This is a genomic window from Vibrio sp. 10N.247.310.23, from assembly GCF_041467155.1.
Classification (GTDB): Bacteria; Pseudomonadota; Gammaproteobacteria; order Enterobacterales; family Vibrionaceae; genus Vibrio; species Vibrio crassostreae_C.
This window is the reverse complement of the sequence record NZ_JBFSTZ010000004.1, coordinates 88,486-108,712: the sequence shown is the minus strand read 5'-3', so window position 1 is coordinate 108,712 and position 20,227 is coordinate 88,486. Positions and strand designations below refer to the sequence as shown.

The following is a 20,227-nucleotide window of genomic DNA, read 5'->3' as shown; positions in this document are numbered from 1 at the left end:
GTTCACAAGGAAGATGTAATGTTCAAACAAAGTTTGCTAGCAGCAACCATTACTTTGGCTTTAATTGGGTGCGGCTCAGACTCCAATTCAGGATCAAGCGAGGAAACTATAACCTCATACCAATTTATTGATTCTGCTGTTGAAGGGTTATCATACACAACAAGCTCAGGGTTAAATGGAGTAACGGATTCAGAAGGGAATTTCAACGCCCTCCCGAACGATTCAGTCACCTTTTATATTGGTGGTCCTGATGGTGTAAAAGTAGGAGCAGCTTCAGTGCAAGAAGTAGTAACACCGTTTGAAGCAGCTGGTAAATACAACAGAGCGATAAACTTAGCGGTTCTACTCCAGTCTGTTAATAACCAATTTGGTAGTTCCGGAAGCGGCGTTTTAACTATCCCGGAAAAGCTACAAGACAGAGACGATCAGCAAGTTGCTGATGCGTTAGTCAACCTTAGACTCGACAATATCAGCAGTGTTGAGACTTTTTTAACTGAGATTGGCGTTGCTTCCACGAACATAGTGACTGACGCTGAAGCTATCGCACATATGTCTGATTCTTTTGGTGAAATGGTGCGTGGAGACGTTGATACCAACAACCCGTTCGCACAAGGTGGTCATAAACACGTACGCTATATCGATGTTACTCAGTATAAAATCGCTACAGACTTAGACCCACAAACATTTACCTACGTACATGCAGATAAAACCCTGCCAATCGAGCTCTTTGAAAAAACTCGTGGCATGACATCTATGGACTTCACTTTAGATTCAGAAAACGTAGTTATGCTTGCTGGCTCAAACGACACATCCCTTTCGGAAAGCAGAGCTGAAGATTATTTAAACTGCCTCGCGGCAGGCCATAACTTTGTTGATAAAAGCTGTGATGGAATCCCCGACGAAAATTATTCGATCATTAAAAATGGGACATTCGCTTACCAACTGCAAGACCCTGAAGGTGTTCAAGAAACCAACGAACCATTTCCTTGGGATGAGTTCAATTTTGGTCCATTCCAAGCAAGCACTATTAGTGAGTTAAATCACTTCAATGAACGAGTTCGAGACGATAAAGATGATGGAGATATCGACTCCGCATGGCAGCGTGAAGTTATCTCAGGAGCTTACGACCCGATTACTGGCATCTACACAGAGATTACTAACAAAACAGAGTTAAATGGAGATAGCTGTGATCTATCGCCATCAAGTTGCACCGATAGCCGAAACACTCAGTTAGTCGCATTCTATTATCCTGTAGATGAGGCTGGAGGTGAGCGCTACGTAAACTTTGAAGGTGAATGGGTTAACACTCAGATTTGCGCAGACAACTCCGTAGCGAAGGAAAGCTACTCTTTCTCAGAATCCAATGTCACCATCAGCGGTTCGGAATGTCAAAATGGAACCGCACAAGACAATACCCATGACGAACCATACACCTATGAAGATTTAGCTAACATCGATTATTGGTGGTTCAACCAAACAGGTCGACAATCTCAGGCAACCCTTACAGAGTTGAACACGGTCGTGCGCTTCTGTGATCAAGATGACTATGTTCAGGGTGACGTGTGCTCTGACAATAAAGAGTATTTCGTCAAATGGGAATACCAACCTGCTGGGACAGACTGGGATCAAGGCTTGTTAATCCGTACGAAGAAATCTAAGTCGGGTCAAGTTGTTGGTCGTAGCATAATGCAAAAAGTATCTAGCTAACTGTTTCAGAATTAGTCATATAAAAAAGCCTCGCATAACAGCGAGGCTTTTCATTGAACTAAGAATGACTTAACAACAGCTGTTTTTCTCAGCAGCAATCACAGAGATCTCAACAAGTAGCGCTTCGCGAGCCATGTCGCCTGTCACACATGCGCGAGCTGGAGCGTGGCCTTCTGGAACCCATGCATCCCAAACTGCGTTCATTTCTTGGAAGTCTTTCATGTCTTTCAAGTAAATCGTTGCTGACAGCATGTGCTCTTTGTCGCTGCCTGCTTGCTCAAGTAGCGCTTCTACTTTATCTAACATGGTTTGAGTTTGTTCAGTGATGTCTTTAGTTGCATCAGCACAAACTTGGCCACATAGGTAGATAGTACCGTTGTGTTTAACAATACGGCTCATACGTTGCTTGGTTTCTTGGCGCTCAATCATCGACTTTCTCTCTCTGTGTCACCGTGATCCAATATCTTGTGACGTGTTATTATCAGGGCAACAAGCATAACGCGAATCAAACCCAAGATGACATGCATTCATTGCAATAAAAGTGAAAAAATCCGTAACAAACTCGGTCGCTGCCAGCGTTGCATGAATCAGCTGATGGTGTTGTCGATTTTGAGTTGGGGAGTATGGTGGCTGTTTTTCAGAGAAGACCCAAAAACCATCAATGCCATCGCGTTGATGATGGCCGCTTTCGCGTTCAGTGGCTTGCTGTCGTTGCATTGGGTCATGAAGTTTGTGGTGCTACCGTTAAAGGGCAAAAAACGTTAGCTGGAAGTCTTTATTGGATAAAGAGTAGTGATTAGAGACAGGGCTAAACAATCCGATAATTCATCATAATTTTCGAGCTATTGTCATTTCCCGAACAGCAGATAGAAAAAAGCCCCAGAACCAATCGATTCTAGGGCTTTCTTAGAAAATTCTAAGAAAAAGCAGTGGTACTTTAATAGACCGGGCTTTTCTTAGTTTGTTCCCAAAAAAGATCAGATTTTTGATCTTTTTTTTAGGAGCTATAAAATCAATGCCTTATGCAACATTAACCTTAGCAATTATCTGCTCTACCAAGTTCACTTCCAATGCCACTTCATCACACGCATGTTGACGAGGACACTGGTCACAATCTTTCAGTACCTTCTCAGGCAGCAGAGATTTCGATGTTGGTAAGAAATCATGCTTCATAAAGAACTCTGGAGTACGAGTCAGCACAAACACCTTCTTGATGGCCATTTGTCGCGCTTTCTCAACCAAGTGCTGCACAATTGCGGTACCCTGCCCTTGACCTTGCCAGCCAGCTTCGACACCCAGTGAACGGATTTCCGCTAGGCCAGAGTCATACACATAGAGTGATGCACAACCTGTCACCTCACCATGATGCTCTGCGACCGCAAACGAGCCAATATCACGCACCAGTTCATTACGAGAACGAGGTAGGTTTTCACCCATGTTCGCCCAGTAAGCGACCATACCTTCCAACGCTTCAATATCGGTCAGACGAGCAGGACGAACCTTGACGATGGACGTATCACGCTGTGATAAACGTTTCTCAGCTTGGTCAACCGCGTAAGCCACTTGCTGTGGAGATACACCGCCTAGCGCGCTACGTTTTTCAAGACACGATTCAATGGTCAGGATGTCATACACATCTTCCTCAATCACCTCAGAGAACTCTTTCATCTCTGCGATGGTTAATTCTTCTAATGCACAGCCTTTAGCAATCGCCGCCACTACCGTCACACCAACAATATGGTGAGCTTCACGGAAAGGAATCCCTTTCGCTACTAGGTAATCAGCCAATTCAGTTGAGTTCGCGTAGCCTTGTTTCGCGGCTTCAAGTGTACGTTCGCCGTTCACTTTAATGCCGTCAAAACAGAGTGCTGCCATTTCCATACAATCATTCCAAGTATCTAAAGCGTCGAACAGACCTTCTTTATCTTCTTGCATGTCTTTGTTGTACGCCAAAGGCAGAGCTTTTACTGTCATCATCATTGCCGCTAATGAACCGTAAACACGGCCAGTTTTGCCACGGATAAGCTCTAGCGCATCTGGGTTTTTCTTTTGTGGCATCAGAGATGAACCTGACGTCACGGTATCCGCTAACTCGATGAAGTTTGATTCACCTGAGTTGTAGAAAATCATATCTTCTGCAAGACGCGAAAGGTGAAGCATAGAGATAGAAGCAATCGACATTAGCTCCATCACATGGTCGCGGTCAGAAACTGAATCTAGAGAGTTGCGCGTTGCACGACGGAAACCTAAGTTGTGAGCTAACTCTTCACGGTCCATCGGGTAAGCTGTTCCAGCAAGGGCACCAGAACCCAGCGGACATGTGTCTAGACGCTTAATCGCATCATTCAAACGTGAATAATCACGCTCAAGCATTTCAACGTAAGCCAAGCACCAGTGAGCAAAAGTTACCGGCTGAGCACGTTGTAAGTGAGTGTAGCCAGGAAGCACGGTTTCTTGATGCTGAGAAGCAACGTTCACCATTTGGCTTTGTAGGCGATCCAATGCCAGTAGCAGTTGGTTACCTTGCTGACGACACCATAGTTTCAGGTCTGTCGCCACTTGGTCGTTACGAGAACGGCCAGTGTGAAGTTTTTTGCCCAAGTCACCGACTTTGCCGATAAGTTGCTGCTCAACCCAGCTGTGAATATCTTCTGCATCAGAACGTAGAATCTGTTCAGGATCTTCCATCACCTCAAGTTTTAGCTCATTCAGCGCTAACTCAAGCTTCTGTTGCTCTTCTTCTGTTAATACGTTGACCGACAGTAGAGCTTTAGACCAGGCAATTGAGCCCACAATGTCTTGCTCAGCCAATCGGTAATCAAAACGAAGAGAATCGTTAAAATCTTTGAACCGGGTGTCTGCTGCTTGGGTAAATCTACCGCCCCATAATGCCATTGTGTATCTCCTAATTGCACAGTGCTCACTGTTTTTGCAAATGATAATTCTGATTAAGATTCAGTATTTTTCTGATGGTTTAAACTTACGGCAATTCAAAATGAAAATAAAGTATTAAATCATTATTTTCACATATTTATTCACCAACAGTTCAATCCATTGATTATTTTTAGCGTGGAGCGCGAATTATATGCCATCCGATAGGAAAAACCGAAGCTGATTTATTAGGCAAATAGAAAGTAAAAAGCCCACTCACTAATCAATAGTGAATGGGCTTTGCATAATAATGTCTGTTTACTAACCTTCAATCTTTCATCAAAGGCTAACTCACTAACTCATTGTTAGGATTACTTTTGGCTATTCAAAGCACGGATACGGCTTGATAGCGAGTAAAGGCGGATGAAGCCTTCAGCATGGCTTTGGTCGTAAACTTCATCTTCACCAAAGGTTGCAAACTCTTCTGAGTACAGGCTGTTGTCAGAACGCTTCTGAGTCACCGTTGCATGGCCTTTGTAAAGCTTGATAACCACTTCACCATTCACGTCTTGTGCTAGCTCTTCTGTCGCGGCAAGGATTGACTTACATAGTGGAGTGAACCAACGACCATCGTATACAAGGTGAGAAGCCTTAACACCGAGCTCTTCACGGAATTCGAATGCCGCTTTATCAAGAACCAGTTGCTCTACTGCACGCAGTGCTTCCATCATGATTGTGCCACCCGGAGTTTCGTAACAACCACGAGACTTCATGCCAACAAGACGGTTCTCTACGATATCGATACGACCAACACCGTGCTTAGCACCTTTCTCGTTTAGGTAAACCAGTGCGTTGTATGGCGTCATTGTTTCGCCATCAACCGCAACCACTTCGCCTTTTTCAACTTTAAGCGTCACTGTTTCAGATTCGTTTGGCGCTTGCTCAGGGTCTACAGTCCAAGCCCAGCAATCTTCGTTAGGTGCATTCCATGTGTTTTCTAGAACGCCGCCTTCTGTTGAGATGTGCCATGCGTTTGCATCACGCGAGTAAATCTTAGTAAGAGAAGCCGTACAAGGGATGTTACGCTCAGCCAGGTAATCTAGACACTCTTCACGACTCACTAGATCCCATTCACGCCATGGTGCAATTACGTGTAGATCAGGTGCTAGTGCAGCAAATGCGCCTTCAAAACGAACTTGGTCATTACCTTTACCAGTACAGCCGTGACACAGTGCGTCTGCACCTACTTTACGTGCGACTTCAACCTGTGCTTTCGCGATGATTGGACGCGCCATCGACGTACCTAGTAGGTATTTACCTTCGTAGTAAGCGCCCGTTTTCAGCGTTGGGTAGATGTAGTCAGCAACCATCTCTTCTTTAAGGTCTGCGATGTAACACTCAGATGCACCAGAAGCTTTTGCTTTCTCTTCGATACCAATCAACTCTTCGTCGCCTTGACCAACATCCGCAACAAACGCAACCACTTCACAGTCATAGTTCTCTTTCAACCATGGAATGATTACTGATGTGTCTAGACCGCCAGAGTAGGCTACTACAACTTTCTTTACGTTAACTTTGCTCATTTTCTTTCTCCTAGTTTCCATACTGCACATGGCGGTCAGCGTTGGAAATGACTTCATAATTATATGTTTATTTAATTTGTCTAAATTCTTTAAGTAGTGACTCGTTGTGAGACCTACTGAGGTAAAAACTGTGTTCCTATGCTTTTACCTGAAAACAGTTGTGTTAGCTTTTCTGGGTATCGCCAAGTGGCAACTTCGATTGGTCGTCCAAGGTCGTTAGCGGCTTCTAGTGCAGCTTGAACCTTAACGATCATGCCGTCGGTAATCACTTTGCCGGCAATAAGGTCATCGGCTTGCTGTTGATTAAGACTTGGAATGAGGTGGCCTTTGCCATCCAACACACCACTTACATCAGAAAGCAGTACCAGTTCAGCATCAAGTGCGCCCGCAACGGCAACCGCAGCTTGGTCGGCATTGACGTTCATCAGTTGACCTTGCTCAGTAAGACCAATTGAGCTAATGATTGGCAGTGCGCCCGCATTAAGAATCGCTTGCAGAACGGTTGAGTCGCCCGGCTCCGCTTTTCCTACCGCGCCCAGTTCAGGGTTCAGTTCGCTCACTTTGCATAAACCACCGTCTGCTAGGCTTAAACCAACGGCATTGATACCGTCTTTAATTGCCTGACCTTGAAGTAGTTTGTTGGCCGTGCCCGCTAGTGCACCAGCGATCACAGGGATCTGATCATAAGGAGTAACACGTAGCCCTTCTTTCTTAACGGTTTCTAGATTCAACTTATTCATCAAATCATCAACAAGGTAACCGCCACCGTGAACAATCACGATTGGTCGTTGTGCCTGTTGTTGGTAAGCAGAGATAGCACCAAATAACTTGCTAAGTGTTTCACCACAAGATAGCGCTGCGCCACCTAACTTTATGATTAATGGTTGATTATTAAGGCTCATATCTAGATTTCCTTACACTAACGCAGTTAATGGCGCAAAACCATAACGTAAATTTAAACACTGCATCGCTTGGCTAGATGCACCCTTTAATAAGTTATCAATCGCTGAAACAACGATGATGTGTTGACCTTGAACCTTCCAACCTAAGTCGCAGAAAGGTGTCTGTTCTACATCTTGAATTCTTGGCAGTGTCTCTTCGAGTAGTCTCACTGCTGGTTTACCTTGGTAAGCTTGTTCAAAGGCATCTTGTATCTGTTGTTCTGTCACGCCTTCAGCCAGTTTCATGGTGATGGTCGCTAAAATACCGCGCTTAAAGTTGCCGAGGTGTGGAGTGAAAATCACATCACATCCTAAATGTGCAGCCATTTCAGGTTGATGACGGTGATTGAAGACGCCATAAGCTTGCAGGCTTACTTCGCAGAAGCTGTTAACCATCGTCGCCTTGCGGCCTGCACCAGTCACACCGCTAGTCGCGTTAATCACTGGCCATTGGTTTTCATCCAGTAACTTGGCCTCAACCAAAGGTTTAATCGCCAGTTGTGATGCCGTTGGGTAACAACCCGCGACAGCGACAAGCTGAGCTTCTTTAATTTCTTGTTCGTTCCATTCCGCTAAACCGTAAGCCGCTTTGTCTAGCCATTGTTCGTGTTGATGTTCAAAACCGTAAAACTCTTGATAGAAGTTTTCGCCTTTAACTCTGAATGCTCCCGATAGGTCGAAGACTTGGCAATCGTTCTCTAGAAAGATTGGCGCTAGGTCGTGACTAACCTCGTGTGCCGTTGCTAAGAAAATCACATCAGACTGTTTAGCTACTTCTTCCGGATTTGTTAAAGGTTGTACTGGCATATCAATCAAACCAGCTAACTTACCGTGCAGTGCCGCAATAGGTTTACCTGCGTCTACACTATTGGCTGAGACATATAAACCTGATAGCGTGAGCTCAGGGTGTCTGTTTATCATTAGAGCCAGTTCTGCTCCTGTGTAGCCGCTTGCGCCAATGATCGTGGTTTTCAACATCTCAACACATCCATTTTTGAGGTAAGTTACATTTCAAATTTGACTATTCATACTTAATTTTTAGCTTTATTTGATTTCTTATGCATTAAATATGATTTAATATGTGTTTTACCGACTTATGGTTTTCCTGTCAATAGTAGAAGTGAAGTTATTATGCAATTACCGAGTTTTCTTGAGGTCTACAAAGGCCTAATTTCCACAGACTCTATTAGCTCGACCGATCCAAGCTGGGATCATGGCAACGAGAAAGTGATCGAAAAAATGGCTCAATGGTTTAAAGACGTAGGCTTTAGCGTTGAAGTCGTGGAAGTCGAACCCGGCAAGCATAATATGGTCGCTAAGATGGGATCGGGCGAAGGTGGCTTGCTACTCGCAGGACACAGCGACACAGTGCCATTTGATGAAGGACGTTGGAACTTCGACCCTCACGCACTAACAGAACACAACAATCGCTTCTATGGATTAGGCACAGCCGATATGAAAGGCTTTTTCGCTTTCGTTTATGAAGCGGCAAAGAAGATGGATTGGAGCAAACAGACCAAGCCGCTATATGTATTGGCAACCTGTGACGAAGAGACCACCATGCTGGGTGCGCGTCATTTCACTGAAAATGCACCGTTTAAACCGGATTACTGCATTATTGGTGAGCCAACCAGCCTTGTGCCGATTCGTGGCCATAAAGGCCATGTTGCTAACGCTGTGCGAGTAACGGGTAAATCAGGTCACTCTTCTGATCCTGCATTAGGTGTCAACGCCATCGAGATCATGCATGAAGTGTTGTTCGCTTTAATGCAACTGCGTGACAAGCTAGTCAAAGAGTATCACCACCCGGGTTTCGCAATTCCAAGCCCCACTCTAAACCTTGGCCATATTCACGGTGGCGACAGCGCGAACCGTATCTGTGGTTGCTGTGAGCTGCACTATGATGTGCGTCCTTTGCCAGGTATCAGCCTAGATGGCTTGGATAACATGCTGCGCAGCGCACTTAAAGAAGTGGAAGCAAAATGGCCGGGCAGAATCGAGATTACGCCACTGCACGAACCTATCCCAGGTTATGAGTGCCAACACGACCATCCATTTATTGGTGGCATGGAATCCGTTTGTGAGATTGAATCGCAAACCGTCAACTACTGCACTGAGGCACCTTTCCTTCAAGAACTTTGCCCAACCTTAGTGCTGGGGCCGGGCTCTATCGACCAAGCTCACCAACCAGATGAGTTCCTAAGCTTCGATTTTATCGATCCAACGATTGATGTTCTGAGTAAATCTATTCGTAAATATTGTTTCTAGTTATTGCTACCCTTGCGATACTTTTTATAAAAGCTGCCCTAAAAGGTGGCTTTTATTCTGTTATCCCAGACACAGCCTGATCTTGTAATTAAATTTCACTTTAATTCCGAACTATTGGGAAATTTACTTCTCCCGCATTTCGAAAACTAATAATTGCAAACTTAGAATGCTTTATTTGACTAGATACAGCACTTTTCGCTAGATTGTGTACTTAACAAGGAACAATGGATGTAATTTTTTTACGAGGCAGGATGACAATGAACGAGAAATACGCCGCTCTCAAGAGTAACGTAAGCATGCTGGGACGCTTGCTAGGTAACACAATCCAAGATGCACATGGTGACGTTATCTTAGAGAAAGTGGAGACTATCCGTAAACTTTCCAAATCCGCCCGCGCAGGCAACAAAGCTGACCGTGACAGCCTAGTTGAAGAAATCAAAAACCTGCCGAACGAACAACTCACTCCTGTTGCTCGTGCATTTAACCAATTTCTCAACCTCACCAACATGGCAGAGCAGTACCACACCATCTCTCGCCACTGTGAGGAGCATGTTTGTGAACCAGACGTGCTGCAATCTCTATTTTCCAAATTAAACCAGAATGACATCAGCAAGCTAGACGCGGCTCAAGCCGTTCGCGACCTGAACATTGAACTCGTTCTGACTGCACACCCAACAGAAATCACTCGTCGCACCATGATCAACAAGCTAGTTAAGATCAACGAGTGTCTGTCTAAATTAGAATTAAGCGACCTATCACACAAAGAGCGCGTGAAAACCGAACGCCGCCTAGAGCAACTGATCGCTCAAGGTTGGCACTCAGATGTGATTCGTCAACAACGCCCAACGCCACTTGATGAAGCTAAGTGGGGCTTTGCGGTTGTAGAAAACTCTCTATGGGAAGCCGTTCCTGACTTCCTACGTGAAATGGATGGCCGACTAAAAGGTTATCTTGGTGAAGGCCTGCCGATCGATGCACGCCCAGTACACTTCTCATCTTGGATGGGCGGTGACCGCGATGGCAACCCATTCGTAACGCACACCATCACTAAGGAAGTTCTGCGCCTATCTCGTTGGAAAGCTGCCGATCTTTACTTAGGCGACGTAAACGAGCTGATTACCGAACTGTCGATGACTAAGTGTAATGATGCCGTTCGTGAGCTAGCAGGTGATGAACACGAAGCTTACCGTGCAATCCTGAAGAACCTACGCACTCTACTGAACAACACGCTAGAAGTGCTGGATGCAAAATTGCATGACACAGAGGTTCCGAAGAAAGAAACACTACAGAACATCGAGCAACTTTGGACACCGCTTTACGCATGTTACCAATCGCTGCACGAATGTGGCATGGGCGTAATCGCAGACGGTTCTCTGCTTGATACTCTGCGCCGCCTAAAAGCGTTCGGTGTACACCTAGTTCGTCTCGATGTTCGTCAAGAAAGTACTCGTCACTCAGATGTACTGTCTGAACTGACTCGCTACCTAGGCATTGGCGACTACGACCAATGGAACGAGCAAGACAAGATTGCTTTCTTAACCAATGAATTAAGCTCTAAGCGTCCGCTTCTTCCTCGCGATTGGGAGCCATCTGAACAGGTTAAAGAGGTTTTAGACACCTGCAAGGTTATTGCTGCTCAACCTCGTGAAGCCTTCGGTGCTTACGTAATTTCTATGGCTCGTACTGCATCAGATGTACTGGCTGTTCACTTACTACTGCAAGAATGTGGCTGCCCATACCGCATGGACGTATGTCCGCTGTTCGAAACGCTAGACGACTTGAACAACTCAGAAGCAGTAATGAAACAGCTAATGAGCATCGACTTGTACCGTGGCTTTATCCAGAACCACCAAATGGTGATGATCGGATACTCTGACTCAGCGAAAGATGCGGGCGTAATGTCTGCAGGTTGGGCTCAATATGATGCAATGGACAAACTGGTTAAGGTTTGTGATGAAGAAGGCATTGAACTGACTCTATTCCACGGTCGTGGCGGTACGGTTGGTCGTGGTGGTGCTCCGGCGCACGCTGCTCTTCTTTCTCAGCCACCTAAGAGCTTGAAAGGCGGTTTACGTGTAACAGAGCAAGGCGAAATGATCCGCTTTAAACTTGGCTTACCAGACGTTGCTGTAAACAGCTTCAACCTTTACGCAAGCGCGATTCTAGAGGCGAACCTTCTGCCGCCACCTGAGCCAAAACAAGAGTGGCGCGACCTAATGGAAGTGCTATCTCAAGTATCTTGTGAGGCTTACCGCAACGTGGTTCGTGGCGAAGAGAAATTCGTACCTTACTTCCGTCAAGCGACACCTGAACTGGAGCTAGGTAAACTGCCTCTTGGCTCTCGCCCTGCGAAACGTAACCCGAACGGCGGCGTAGAAAGCCTACGTGCGATTCCATGGATCTTCTCTTGGAGCCAAAACCGTTTGGTACTGCCTGCATGGTTAGGCGCTGGTGAAGCGATTCAGTACTCTGTAGATCAAGGCCATCAAGCCCTGCTCGAAGAGATGTGTCGCGAGTGGCCGTTCTTCTCTACCCGTCTCGGTATGTTGGAAATGGTGTACTCGAAGTGCAACATGGAAATCGCTAAGTACTACGACCAACGCCTTGTTGACGAAGAGCTATTACCATTAGGTGAGTTACTGCGTGAACAGCTGCAAAAAGACATCAAAGCCGTGCTAAATGTTGAGAACAACGAGAACCTAATGCAGAGCGACCCTTGGGGACTTGAGTCAATCCGCCTACGTAACATCTACGTTGAGCCACTAAACATGCTTCAAGCTGAACTGCTTTACCGTACTCGTAAGTGTGAAACACCACCAGCAGAGCTTGAAGAAGCGCTAATGGTGACGATTGCAGGCATTGCAGCAGGCATGCGAAACACTGGTTAATTAGTGATTCCTACCATTCAACAGACAAAAGGTCGCCTAGTGCGACCTTTTTATTTCACAAAATAAGCAATACTGAGTTTTTTGTCAGTTTTTTGGGTTATTTTGTCCATGTATTCTACTTTATGCTTATTATTTAGATATACTACTGCTCCGCTGCGGAAACACTCCAAAAAATAATCTGCAGCATCTTGACCAATAAACTGGTCAACCTAGGTGATAAACGGCTTTGTAAGGTGACATAACCAACCGATGAGTTGGTGCTACTTAGACATAACCAATATAACGTGCCATTAGAAGCACACTTGTTGTTTAAGTATTTGTTTACTGTTTACCATTTGGATTTCAGACATGTCATTACCACACGTAATTCTAACCGTTTTAAGTACACGCGATGCTACTGGTTACGATATCACAAAAGAATTCTCCGCAAGCATTGGTTACTTCTGGAAAGCTAGCCATCAACAAGTTTACCGCGAGCTAAATAAAATGGCTCAGAACGACCAGGTAACTTGCGTGCTTGAGCCTCAAGAAGGCAAACCTGATCGTAAAGTTTACTCTATCACTGATGCTGGCCGTGGCGCGCTAGGTGAATGGTTTGAACAACCAACTGCACACCCAACCGTTCGTGACGAGTTCTCAGCTAAGCTAATGGCTTGTGCTGTACAACCTTCTGACGCTTACCGTGTACAACTTGCTGAGCTAGTAGAAGAGTCTCGCAAACTGGTTTCTCACTACCGTGAAATCGAAGCAGCTTACTACGCAACGCCATCGACACTAGACAAGCAAGCACGCCTTGAGCGTCTAACACTTCGTCGTAACCTACTTATCCGTGAAGCATGGATTGTATGGGCTGAAGAAGTACTGCTTGAACTTGGCGCTCTAGCTTAAGTTAAGCTAGAAAAGCAAAAGGCTTGAACTCTATGAGTCCAAGCCTTTTTTGTATCTATAGGATTTGAAATGTTACTGCCAGAGGCTTTTTACAAGTGCTTAGGCTTTACTTCTTAGACTTTTCTTACAGCGCAGCGACTTGCGGACGAACACCTAGCGTATGGCAAAGTGCATAAGTCATTTCTGCACGGTTTAGCGTGTAGAAGTGGAAATCTTTCACACCTTCACGGCTCAGTGTACGAACCATATCAATTGCTTGGCTAGCACCAACAAGCTGACGAGTCGTTGGATCATCATCCAAACCTTCAAACTGCTTCGCCATCCAACCCGGTACTTTTACGTTGTTCATCGCAGCAAAGCGAGACGCTTGCTTGAAGTTAGAAACCGGTAGGATGCCCGGAACAATTTCAACATCTACACCAGCCGCCACACAGCGGTCTCGGAAACGTAGGTAGCTTTCAACATCGAAGAAGAACTGAGTGATAGCACGGTTAGCACCCGCATCGACTTTACGCTTTAGGTTAATAAGATCAGATTGAGCGCTTTTTGCTTCAGGGTGAACCTCAGGGAATGCCGCTACTGAGATATCAAAATCGTGGCGAGATTTAAGTAGCTCGACTAGGTCAGATGCGTACATATCTGGCGCGCCGCCGCCTGCTGGAATATCACCACGTAGCGCAACAATACTCTCGATACCATTTGCCCAGTAATCGTCGGCAATTTGAATCAGCTCTTCACGGCTTGCATCAATACACGTTAGGTGCGGTGCAGCCACTAGGCCGGTTTGGTTTTTAATTTCTTTAATGATTGAGTGGGTACGGTCACGTTCACCCGAGTTTGCACCGTAAGTTACCGATACAAATTTTGGTTGAAGTGTTTTAAGGCGGTGAACAGAGTTCCACAGGGTCTCTTCCATCTTCTCACTGCTCGGTGGAAAAAACTCAAATGACACATTGATGTTGTCAGAAAGCTCAGCGATATTCTGATTTAAAGCGTCGATATGACTAGCGTGTGTGTATCCCATCTTACTCTCCCTGTGGCAAAAGCAACCACTAAAAACTCAAATCCTTAAACGACGTTTAGACGTCTATATGTCTGTAGAATGTATTGAATACGATTTAATGTCAACAGATCCATTATGAATTTTTCTCAAGTAGATCGTGAGTAAAACTCAAGTCGTTAGATGGGTCGCAAAGCAGAAATAATGTAGAAAAAAGGCTGAAAAACACATCGTGCTTTCAGCCTTATTTATCTTAGTGAATAGTATGCCATTTAGACACTAAACCAACCGATCTGAGTATCAGAACAGGCTAGACATTCTGTTTAAATCAGATTGAATTGCACCTGCCGTTACTTCACGACCGGCACCTGGGCCACGAATAACCAATGGATTATCTTTGTACCATTTGCTCTCAATCGCAAAGATGTTGTCGCAAGGCAACAAGTTCGCCAGAGCATGTTCTTTAGACAGTGCTTCAACGCCTACGGTTGCCTTACCGTTCTTCTCCAAACGCGCTACGTAACGCAGAACTTTCTGTTGAGAGTGCGCTTTCTCTAAACGCTCAGCCAGCTCTTCGCTCAGTACAGAAGCTTTGTCGAAGAAGTCATCCACAGATAGATCTTGCAGCTCTGCAGGTACGAGCGATTCCACTTTTACGTTTTCAGGTTCGATATCCAAACCAGATTCACGCGCCAGAATCACCAGCTTACGCATCACGTCTGAGCCATCTAGGTCAGCACGAGGGTCAGGTTCCGTAAGGCCTTGTTGCCATGCTAAGTCAACCAACTCGCTGAACGGCACGGTGCCATCAAACTGTTGGAACAACCAAGACAACGTGCCCGAGAAAATGCCAGACAACGCAATGATATCATCGCCACTTTCACGTAGGTCACGTACCGTGTGGTTAATCGGCAATCCAGCACCCACTGTCGCGTTGTACAACCAATGACGGCTGATCTTAGCGAAAGCATCTTGTACTTGATGGTAATACTCGCTCGATGCAGAACCTGCCACCTTGTTCGCCGAGATTAGGTGAATACCTTGTTGTGCGATTTGCAGATACTTTGCTGCAAGCACTGGGCTCGCAGTCACATCCAGAACCACTGCTTCGTCATAACCTTGAATAGAGCCCAAACGCTCTAACCAGTCGTTACCATTGTTAGCAATAGCTTCGTCGTCAAAGCGCTTACCTACCGAAGTCGCATCAATGCCTTGATCGTCGAACCAATAGGTTTGGCTATCAACCACGGCAACCAATTCAAAGTTCATTCCACGGCGCTTTTCAAGTTCCGCTTTTTGCTCAGCAAACAGGCTTAACCAGCTTGAACCAATATTGCCCTTACCACACAAGGCAATCGCAACACGCTTCTGCGCTTGGAACAGTTGAGAATGAATGCCTTTCACTAGACTTGATGTTTCACTCTTACGAATCACAGCCACCAAGCTTAAGCCTGAGTTCGCTTCTGAGATGAACTCAACCGGCGAGCTCTTAAGCTGCTGGTAGAAACCGTAGCAATGGTTAGGGTTCTTAGTCACACCCGCACCCACTGCAGCAATCAGAGAGAAACCTTCTTTTAGCTTAATTTCCGCTTCAATCGCATGGTCTTGGAGATATTCTAATGCACCACCAGCGATCTCTTCTGTGTAGGCAAGACGCAAACAGTGTTGATCCGGTTCAAGCTCATAAGCAAGCGGCTCAAGTTGAGCACGCTTAAGCCCTTCAAGCACTTCACTCTCTAGACGGTCGAAATCATGGCCGTGACCAAAGGTCAGTTGCACGATAAGCACTTCATCCAAAGAGGTAATGATTTTTGCGCCACGACCCGATGCCAGTACACGCTCGATCTGTGTAGAGCCCGCCTCCGGCTGATAGCTGCAGCGTAAGCTGAGATCCATAGCACTTTGCGCGACTGGCTGTAGTGTGCGGCTATGAAGCACAGGTGCGGCAAGACGAGCGAGTTCACTTGCTTCATCAAGACGAAGTAGAGGCAGTAAACACGCATCTGAAACCAGACGAGGGTCAGCGCTGTATACGCCTGCTACATCACTCCAAATCGTTACGCGATCCACTTCAGCTAAAGCGCCAATCACGGTTGCTGAATAGTCTGAACCATTGCGACCAAGTAATACGGTTTCACCTTCAGTGTTTTGCGCCATAAAGCCGGTAATCACCACACGACAATGGGCATGTTGCGCCAAGGCTTCTTTAATCAGAGGATAAGAACGAGCACGATCCACTTCAGGCTGAGCGCCCACTTCTGCACGTAAGAAAGCACGAGCATCTTGTGCGACAGCTTGTAAATCATGTTGGCACAACAAAGCAGCTAACAGACGTGAAGACCAAACTTCACCGTGACCTAGGACTTGTGCTTTTTGTGCTTCGCTTAGAGGAGCCGTTAGCTCGCCCAAAGCGGTAAATTCTTGTTGGATAGTCGCCGTAAGTTGCTCTGCAGGCTCACCTTCAAGCAGTGCTTCAATCAGTTCAAGCTGGAACTGACGAAGGGTTTGTAGGCACTCATGAGCAATACGCCCATCTTTATCAAGCGCTTCTACAAACTCAATCAAACGGTTAGTGGTTTTGCCTGCTGCCGAAACAACCACTAAGTCTGTTGCTGATGAATACTCTCTAAGAATGTTGACCACGCGTAAGTAACACTCAGGGTCTGCTAAACTGCTACCACCAAATTTATGTAGCTGGCGAAAGGTTGCCATTGTTACCCCTCCCCTTCAGCGATAAAGCCTTGTGTTTTTTCAAACGCTTGCTTGAGGTCATCAATCAAATCTTCAGCATCTTCAAGGCCAACAGAAAGACGCAGCAACTGTTGAGAAACGCCCGCTTCTGCCAGTGCTTCTTCACCCATCGCACGGTGCGTCATCGACGCAGGGTGACAAATCAAGCTTTCAACACCGCCCAGCGACTCCGCCAAAGAGAACAGCTCTAACTTATCAACAAAGTATTTAAGCGCCTCGAATGAGCCCGCAAACTCAAAACTGAGCATGGAACCAAAGCCCGATTGCTGTTTCTTCGCGATATCATGACCCGGATGTTCAGGAAGGCTTGGGTGGTAAATAGTGCCAACAAGATCTTGTTGCTGCAGAGACGCTAGAATTTCACGTGAGCTTTCTTCGTGAACTCGCATACGCGCACCTAGCGTACGAATACCACGTAAAGTCATGTAGCTATCAAATGGTGTGCCGGTCGCACCAATACAGTTGCCCCACCATGCTAACTCTTCAGCGTGTTCTTCTGTCTTAGTGACCACAACGCCACCAATAACATCTGAGTGTCCATTGATGTACTTAGTGGTTGAGTGGATAACAAAATCAGCACCCAGCTCTAAAGGCTTTTGGAACACAGGTGTCAAAAACGTGTTGTCGACAGCAACCAGAGCACCAACCTCTTTCGCTTTACGGCAAGTTTCTGCAATATCAACCACGCGAACCAGTGGATTCGATGGGGTTTCAATTAAGATCAACTTTGGCTTAAGCGCGAGCGCCGCATCCAGCGCTGCTTGATCCGATTGATCAACGAACAGAACTTTGAAGTCACCTTTTAGCGAGCGAGTGTTAAACAGACGGTAAGTACCGCCGTAGCAATCGTGCGGTGCAATAATAAGATCATCGCCGCCTAAGAAAGCCGAAACCCATAAGTTAAGCGCCGAAGTACCACAGTTAGTCACAACCGCGCCTTTGCCTGATTCAAGCTCAAACAGTGCCGTCTCTAATAAACCGCGGTTTGGGTTACCAGAACGGGTGTAATCGTACTTTGGCACTTCACCAAAAGCGGGAAACCCATAGTTAGTCGAAAGATAAATGGGTGGGACAACGGCATGGTGTTGCGTGTCTGACTCGATACCAGTACGTACTGCGATTGTTGCTGGCTTCCGGCTGCTCATAGGTGCTTCCTTACAAGTTTTGCGTCTGAGAATCACAGCGGCTTGTCGGCATTTTGCGGCTGTGTTAGATATATGTTATTCACTTTACTTTCATAAACGTGAGACGTCAACACTTCTAGACGTCTATATGTCTTTGCTTATGGCAGTAAATCCCGCTAAAATCACCACTATTAATTTATTCTAACAACTAAAGTGATGAAGGTACGCAATGGCCGACTGGAATGGTGAATACATAAGCCCATATGCTGAGCATGGAAAGAAAAGCGAACAAGTAAAGAAAATTACAGTTTCTATCCCTCTAAAAGTGTTAAAGGTTCTTACTGACGAGCGTACTCGCCGCCAGATTAATAACCTACGCCATGCAACAAACAGTGAGCTACTGTGCGAAGCCTTTCTACATGCGTACACAGGCCAACCACTACCAACGGATGAAGACCTTCGTAAAGACCGCCCAGACGATATTCCTGCTGAAGTGAAAAAGCTGATGACAGAGATGGGTATCGAGTTCGAAGCGTTTGACGAAGAATAAAAACAACTCAGTCACTGCCTTCATTATTGATTCGCTCTAGCTGAACCTTATTTATCACATCGCGCATAGCTTTTTATGATTGCGCTGTGAATGATAGACATAAAAAAACCGACTCCAGATGAGTCGGTTTTTTATTATTCTTTTTGGCTCAATAGAGCAACAGCTATTAAGCCATATAGTTAGCAGGCATCTCGATACGAGCTACGCCAGATTCAACAGCCGCTTCCGCAACTGCTCGTGCTACGCGAGGAAGTAGACGTGGGTCCATTGGCTTAGGAATGATGTAACCCTTACCGAACTCCAGTGCAGTCTCGCCCGCAGCTGCTAGTACTTCAGCTGGAACTTCTTCTTTCGCCAGTTCACGAATCGCTTTAACCGCCGCTAGCTTCATTTCGTCATTAATTTCGCTCGCACGCACGTCTAGTGCACCACGGAAAATGAATGGGAAACAAAGTACGTTGTTTACTTGGTTAGGGTAATCACTGCGGCCTGTACCCATGATTAGGTCAGAACGAACTTCGTGTGCAAGCTCAGGCTTGATCTCTGGATCTGGGTTTGAACATGCAAACACAACAGGCTTATCAGCCATCAGCGTTAGTGCTTCAGCAGGCAGTAGATTCGGCCCCGATACACCCAAGAACAGGTCAGCGCCTTCGATAACATCTTCAAGCGTACGCTTATCAGTGTTATTTGCGAACAGCTCTTTGTATTCGTTTAGGTCATCACGACGAGTATGGATCACACCTTTACGGTCAAGCATGTAGATTTTTTCACGCTGAGCGCCACACTTAATCAGTAGTTCCATACAAGCAACCGCCGCTGCGCCAGCACCTAAACAAACGATCTTACACTCTTCAAGTTTCTTACCTTGAAGCTCGATCGCATTCAGCATACCCGCTGCCGTTACAATCGCAGTACCGTGTTGGTCATCGTGGAATACCGGAACATCACAACGTTCAATCAGGCGACGTTCAATCTCAAAACAGTCTGGTGCTTTGATGTCTTCCAGGTTAATACCGCCGAATGTATCTGCGATATTCGCAACTGTATCAACGAACTCATCGATTGTGCGGTGTTTTACTTCAATATCGATAGAATCTAAACCAGCAAAACGCTTAAACAGGAGCGCTTTACCTTCCATAACTGGTTTAGAGGCAATAGGGCCAAGGTTACCTAGGCCAAGAATCGCTGTACCGTTAGAGATAACTGCAACCATGTTGCCTTTACCTGTGTACTTATAAACGTTATCAACGTTCTGTGCGATCTCGCGAACAGGCTCAGCCACGCCAGGGCTGTATGCAAGTGCTAGGTCTTCTGCAGAGTTTGCAGGCTTCGTCAGTTCTACGGCAATTTTGCCTGGAATCGGGAACTCATGATAATCAAGAGCTTGCTGACGGAATTGTTCTTGAGGCGATAATTCTTGAGAGGATTGAGCTTGGCTGCTGTCTTCAGACATAGGTGTAGGTTCCTAGGATATTATTATTTGGGGGATCTGGTTCATGTTAATGGATGTACTTCAAAGTTCCTAGGTGGTTGAAGCCTCTGTCTCATTAAAAAACGAGATTTCACTACTAATAAGACCAGTGAGCAGTTGAAATTACTATCGCTTGTTGAAGTTTCGTGCTGAATTTTGGTGAAGAGAGATACGCAAGGAAT

The 20,227-nt window shown here is 45.9% G+C and carries 15 protein-coding genes; 6 read left to right on the top strand and 9 right to left on the bottom strand.

Going from position 1 to position 20,227, the window contains the following annotated elements; genetic code table 11:
* The first annotated feature begins 18 nt into the window (after positions 1-18).
* A complete protein-coding gene (locus AB6D93_RS04225; RefSeq protein WP_017063690.1) occupies positions 19-1,707 on the top strand; it encodes a hypothetical protein in 1,689 nt (562 codons plus the stop codon).
* 69 nt (positions 1,708-1,776) lie between these two features.
* Here AB6D93_RS04225 and AB6D93_RS04220 read toward each other — a convergent pair whose 3' ends face one another.
* The gene (locus AB6D93_RS04220; RefSeq protein ID WP_017071317.1) at positions 1,777-2,136 is read right to left on the bottom strand and encodes a RidA family protein; all 360 of its coding nucleotides are present in this window, start codon (positions 2,134-2,136) and stop codon (positions 1,777-1,779) included.
* 87 nt (positions 2,137-2,223) lie between these two features.
* Here AB6D93_RS04220 and AB6D93_RS04215 point away from each other — a divergent pair, with 87 nt between their 5' ends.
* The gene (locus AB6D93_RS04215; protein WP_029235423.1) at positions 2,224-2,472 is read left to right on the top strand and encodes a DUF3624 domain-containing protein; all 249 of its coding nucleotides are present in this window, start codon (positions 2,224-2,226) and stop codon (positions 2,470-2,472) included.
* A gap of 255 nt (positions 2,473-2,727) precedes the next feature.
* Here the strand turns inward: AB6D93_RS04215 and argH are convergent, their stop codons facing one another.
* From argH to argC, 4 genes are all read right to left on the bottom strand, one after another.
* Positions 2,728-4,602, bottom strand: coding sequence for an argininosuccinate lyase (gene argH / locus AB6D93_RS04210; protein ID WP_017061136.1), 1,875 nt, complete (start codon positions 4,600-4,602; stop codon positions 2,728-2,730).
* A gap of 347 nt (positions 4,603-4,949) precedes the next feature.
* A complete protein-coding gene (locus AB6D93_RS04205; protein ID WP_017061137.1) occupies positions 4,950-6,161 on the bottom strand; it encodes an argininosuccinate synthase in 1,212 nt (403 codons plus the stop codon).
* A gap of 113 nt (positions 6,162-6,274) precedes the next feature.
* Complete coding sequence (argB, locus tag AB6D93_RS04200) at positions 6,275-7,063, bottom strand: acetylglutamate kinase (protein ID WP_017063686.1); 789 nt, start codon at positions 7,061-7,063, stop codon at positions 6,275-6,277.
* A 12-nt stretch (positions 7,064-7,075) separates the two neighbouring features.
* Positions 7,076-8,080: an N-acetyl-gamma-glutamyl-phosphate reductase gene (argC, locus tag AB6D93_RS04195; protein WP_017063685.1), complete on the bottom strand. Its 1,005-nt coding sequence runs from the start codon at positions 8,078-8,080 to the stop codon at positions 7,076-7,078.
* A gap of 153 nt (positions 8,081-8,233) precedes the next feature.
* Here argC and argE point away from each other — a divergent pair, with 153 nt between their 5' ends.
* The 3 genes from argE to AB6D93_RS04180 all read left to right on the top strand — a co-directional run bounded on the left by argE (position 8,234) and on the right by AB6D93_RS04180 (position 13,146).
* Positions 8,234-9,370, top strand: a complete 1,137-nt coding sequence (argE, locus tag AB6D93_RS04190) for an acetylornithine deacetylase (protein WP_004729680.1) — start codon at positions 8,234-8,236, stop codon at positions 9,368-9,370.
* A gap of 251 nt (positions 9,371-9,621) precedes the next feature.
* Positions 9,622-12,258: a phosphoenolpyruvate carboxylase gene (ppc, locus tag AB6D93_RS04185; RefSeq protein WP_170791819.1), complete on the top strand. Its 2,637-nt coding sequence runs from the start codon at positions 9,622-9,624 to the stop codon at positions 12,256-12,258.
* A 348-nt stretch (positions 12,259-12,606) separates the two neighbouring features.
* A complete protein-coding gene (locus AB6D93_RS04180) occupies positions 12,607-13,146 on the top strand; it encodes a PadR family transcriptional regulator (protein WP_017061141.1) in 540 nt (179 codons plus the stop codon).
* Positions 13,147-13,270: 124 nt separating this feature from the next.
* Here the strand turns inward: AB6D93_RS04180 and metF are convergent, their stop codons facing one another.
* The 3 genes from metF to AB6D93_RS04165 all read right to left on the bottom strand — a co-directional run bounded on the left by metF (position 13,271) and on the right by AB6D93_RS04165 (position 18,042).
* The gene (gene metF, locus AB6D93_RS04175) at positions 13,271-14,170 is read right to left on the bottom strand and encodes a methylenetetrahydrofolate reductase (RefSeq protein ID WP_009848888.1); all 900 of its coding nucleotides are present in this window, start codon (positions 14,168-14,170) and stop codon (positions 13,271-13,273) included.
* 276 nt (positions 14,171-14,446) lie between these two features.
* A complete protein-coding gene (locus AB6D93_RS04170; RefSeq protein ID WP_102333886.1) occupies positions 14,447-16,858 on the bottom strand; it encodes a bifunctional aspartate kinase/homoserine dehydrogenase II in 2,412 nt (803 codons plus the stop codon).
* Between the two features lie 2 nt (positions 16,859-16,860).
* Positions 16,861-18,042: an O-succinylhomoserine (thiol)-lyase gene (locus tag AB6D93_RS04165; protein ID WP_102333887.1), complete on the bottom strand. Its 1,182-nt coding sequence runs from the start codon at positions 18,040-18,042 to the stop codon at positions 16,861-16,863.
* Positions 18,043-18,250: 208 nt separating this feature from the next.
* Here AB6D93_RS04165 and metJ point away from each other — a divergent pair, with 208 nt between their 5' ends.
* Positions 18,251-18,571 (top strand): met regulon transcriptional regulator MetJ, encoded by a 321-nt coding sequence (gene metJ / locus AB6D93_RS04160; RefSeq protein ID WP_004415993.1) that lies wholly within the window; start codon positions 18,251-18,253, stop codon positions 18,569-18,571.
* Between the two features lie 166 nt (positions 18,572-18,737).
* On the opposite strand, the gene AB6D93_RS04155 is transcribed toward metJ, so the two are convergent.
* Positions 18,738-20,027: a malic enzyme-like NAD(P)-binding protein gene (locus AB6D93_RS04155; RefSeq protein ID WP_017061144.1), complete on the bottom strand. Its 1,290-nt coding sequence runs from the start codon at positions 20,025-20,027 to the stop codon at positions 18,738-18,740.
* Positions 20,028-20,227: the final 200 nt, after the last annotated feature.

What these genes read in the sequence shown, in the direction of transcription:
- AB6D93_RS04225 (WP_017063690.1), top strand. Translation starts at nt 19, where the DNA reads ATGTTCAAACAAAGTTTGCTAGCAGCAACCATTACTTTGGCTTTAATT.
- AB6D93_RS04180 (WP_017061141.1), top strand. Translation starts at nt 12,607, where the DNA reads ATGTCATTACCACACGTAATTCTAACCGTTTTAAGTACACGCGATGCT.
- AB6D93_RS04205 (WP_017061137.1), bottom strand. Translation starts at nt 6,161, where the DNA reads ATGAGCAAAGTTAACGTAAAGAAAGTTGTAGTAGCCTACTCTGGCGGT.
- metJ (WP_004415993.1), top strand. Translation starts at nt 18,251, where the DNA reads ATGGCCGACTGGAATGGTGAATACATAAGCCCATATGCTGAGCATGGA.
- argB (WP_017063686.1), bottom strand. Translation starts at nt 7,063, where the DNA reads ATGAGCCTTAATAATCAACCATTAATCATAAAGTTAGGTGGCGCAGCG.
- argE (WP_004729680.1), top strand. Translation starts at nt 8,234, where the DNA reads ATGCAATTACCGAGTTTTCTTGAGGTCTACAAAGGCCTAATTTCCACA.
- AB6D93_RS04220 (WP_017071317.1), bottom strand. Translation starts at nt 2,136, where the DNA reads ATGATTGAGCGCCAAGAAACCAAGCAACGTATGAGCCGTATTGTTAAA.
- argC (WP_017063685.1), bottom strand. Translation starts at nt 8,080, where the DNA reads ATGTTGAAAACCACGATCATTGGCGCAAGCGGCTACACAGGAGCAGAA.
- argH (WP_017061136.1), bottom strand. Translation starts at nt 4,602, where the DNA reads ATGGCATTATGGGGCGGTAGATTTACCCAAGCAGCAGACACCCGGTTC.
- metF (WP_009848888.1), bottom strand. Translation starts at nt 14,170, where the DNA reads ATGGGATACACACACGCTAGTCATATCGACGCTTTAAATCAGAATATC.
- AB6D93_RS04165 (WP_102333887.1), bottom strand. Translation starts at nt 18,042, where the DNA reads ATGAGCAGCCGGAAGCCAGCAACAATCGCAGTACGTACTGGTATCGAG.
- ppc (WP_170791819.1), top strand. Translation starts at nt 9,622, where the DNA reads ATGACAATGAACGAGAAATACGCCGCTCTCAAGAGTAACGTAAGCATG.
- AB6D93_RS04215 (WP_029235423.1), top strand. Translation starts at nt 2,224, where the DNA reads ATGACATGCATTCATTGCAATAAAAGTGAAAAAATCCGTAACAAACTC.
- AB6D93_RS04170 (WP_102333886.1), bottom strand. Translation starts at nt 16,858, where the DNA reads ATGGCAACCTTTCGCCAGCTACATAAATTTGGTGGTAGCAGTTTAGCA.
- AB6D93_RS04155 (WP_017061144.1), bottom strand. Translation starts at nt 20,027, where the DNA reads ATGTCTGAAGACAGCAGCCAAGCTCAATCCTCTCAAGAATTATCGCCT.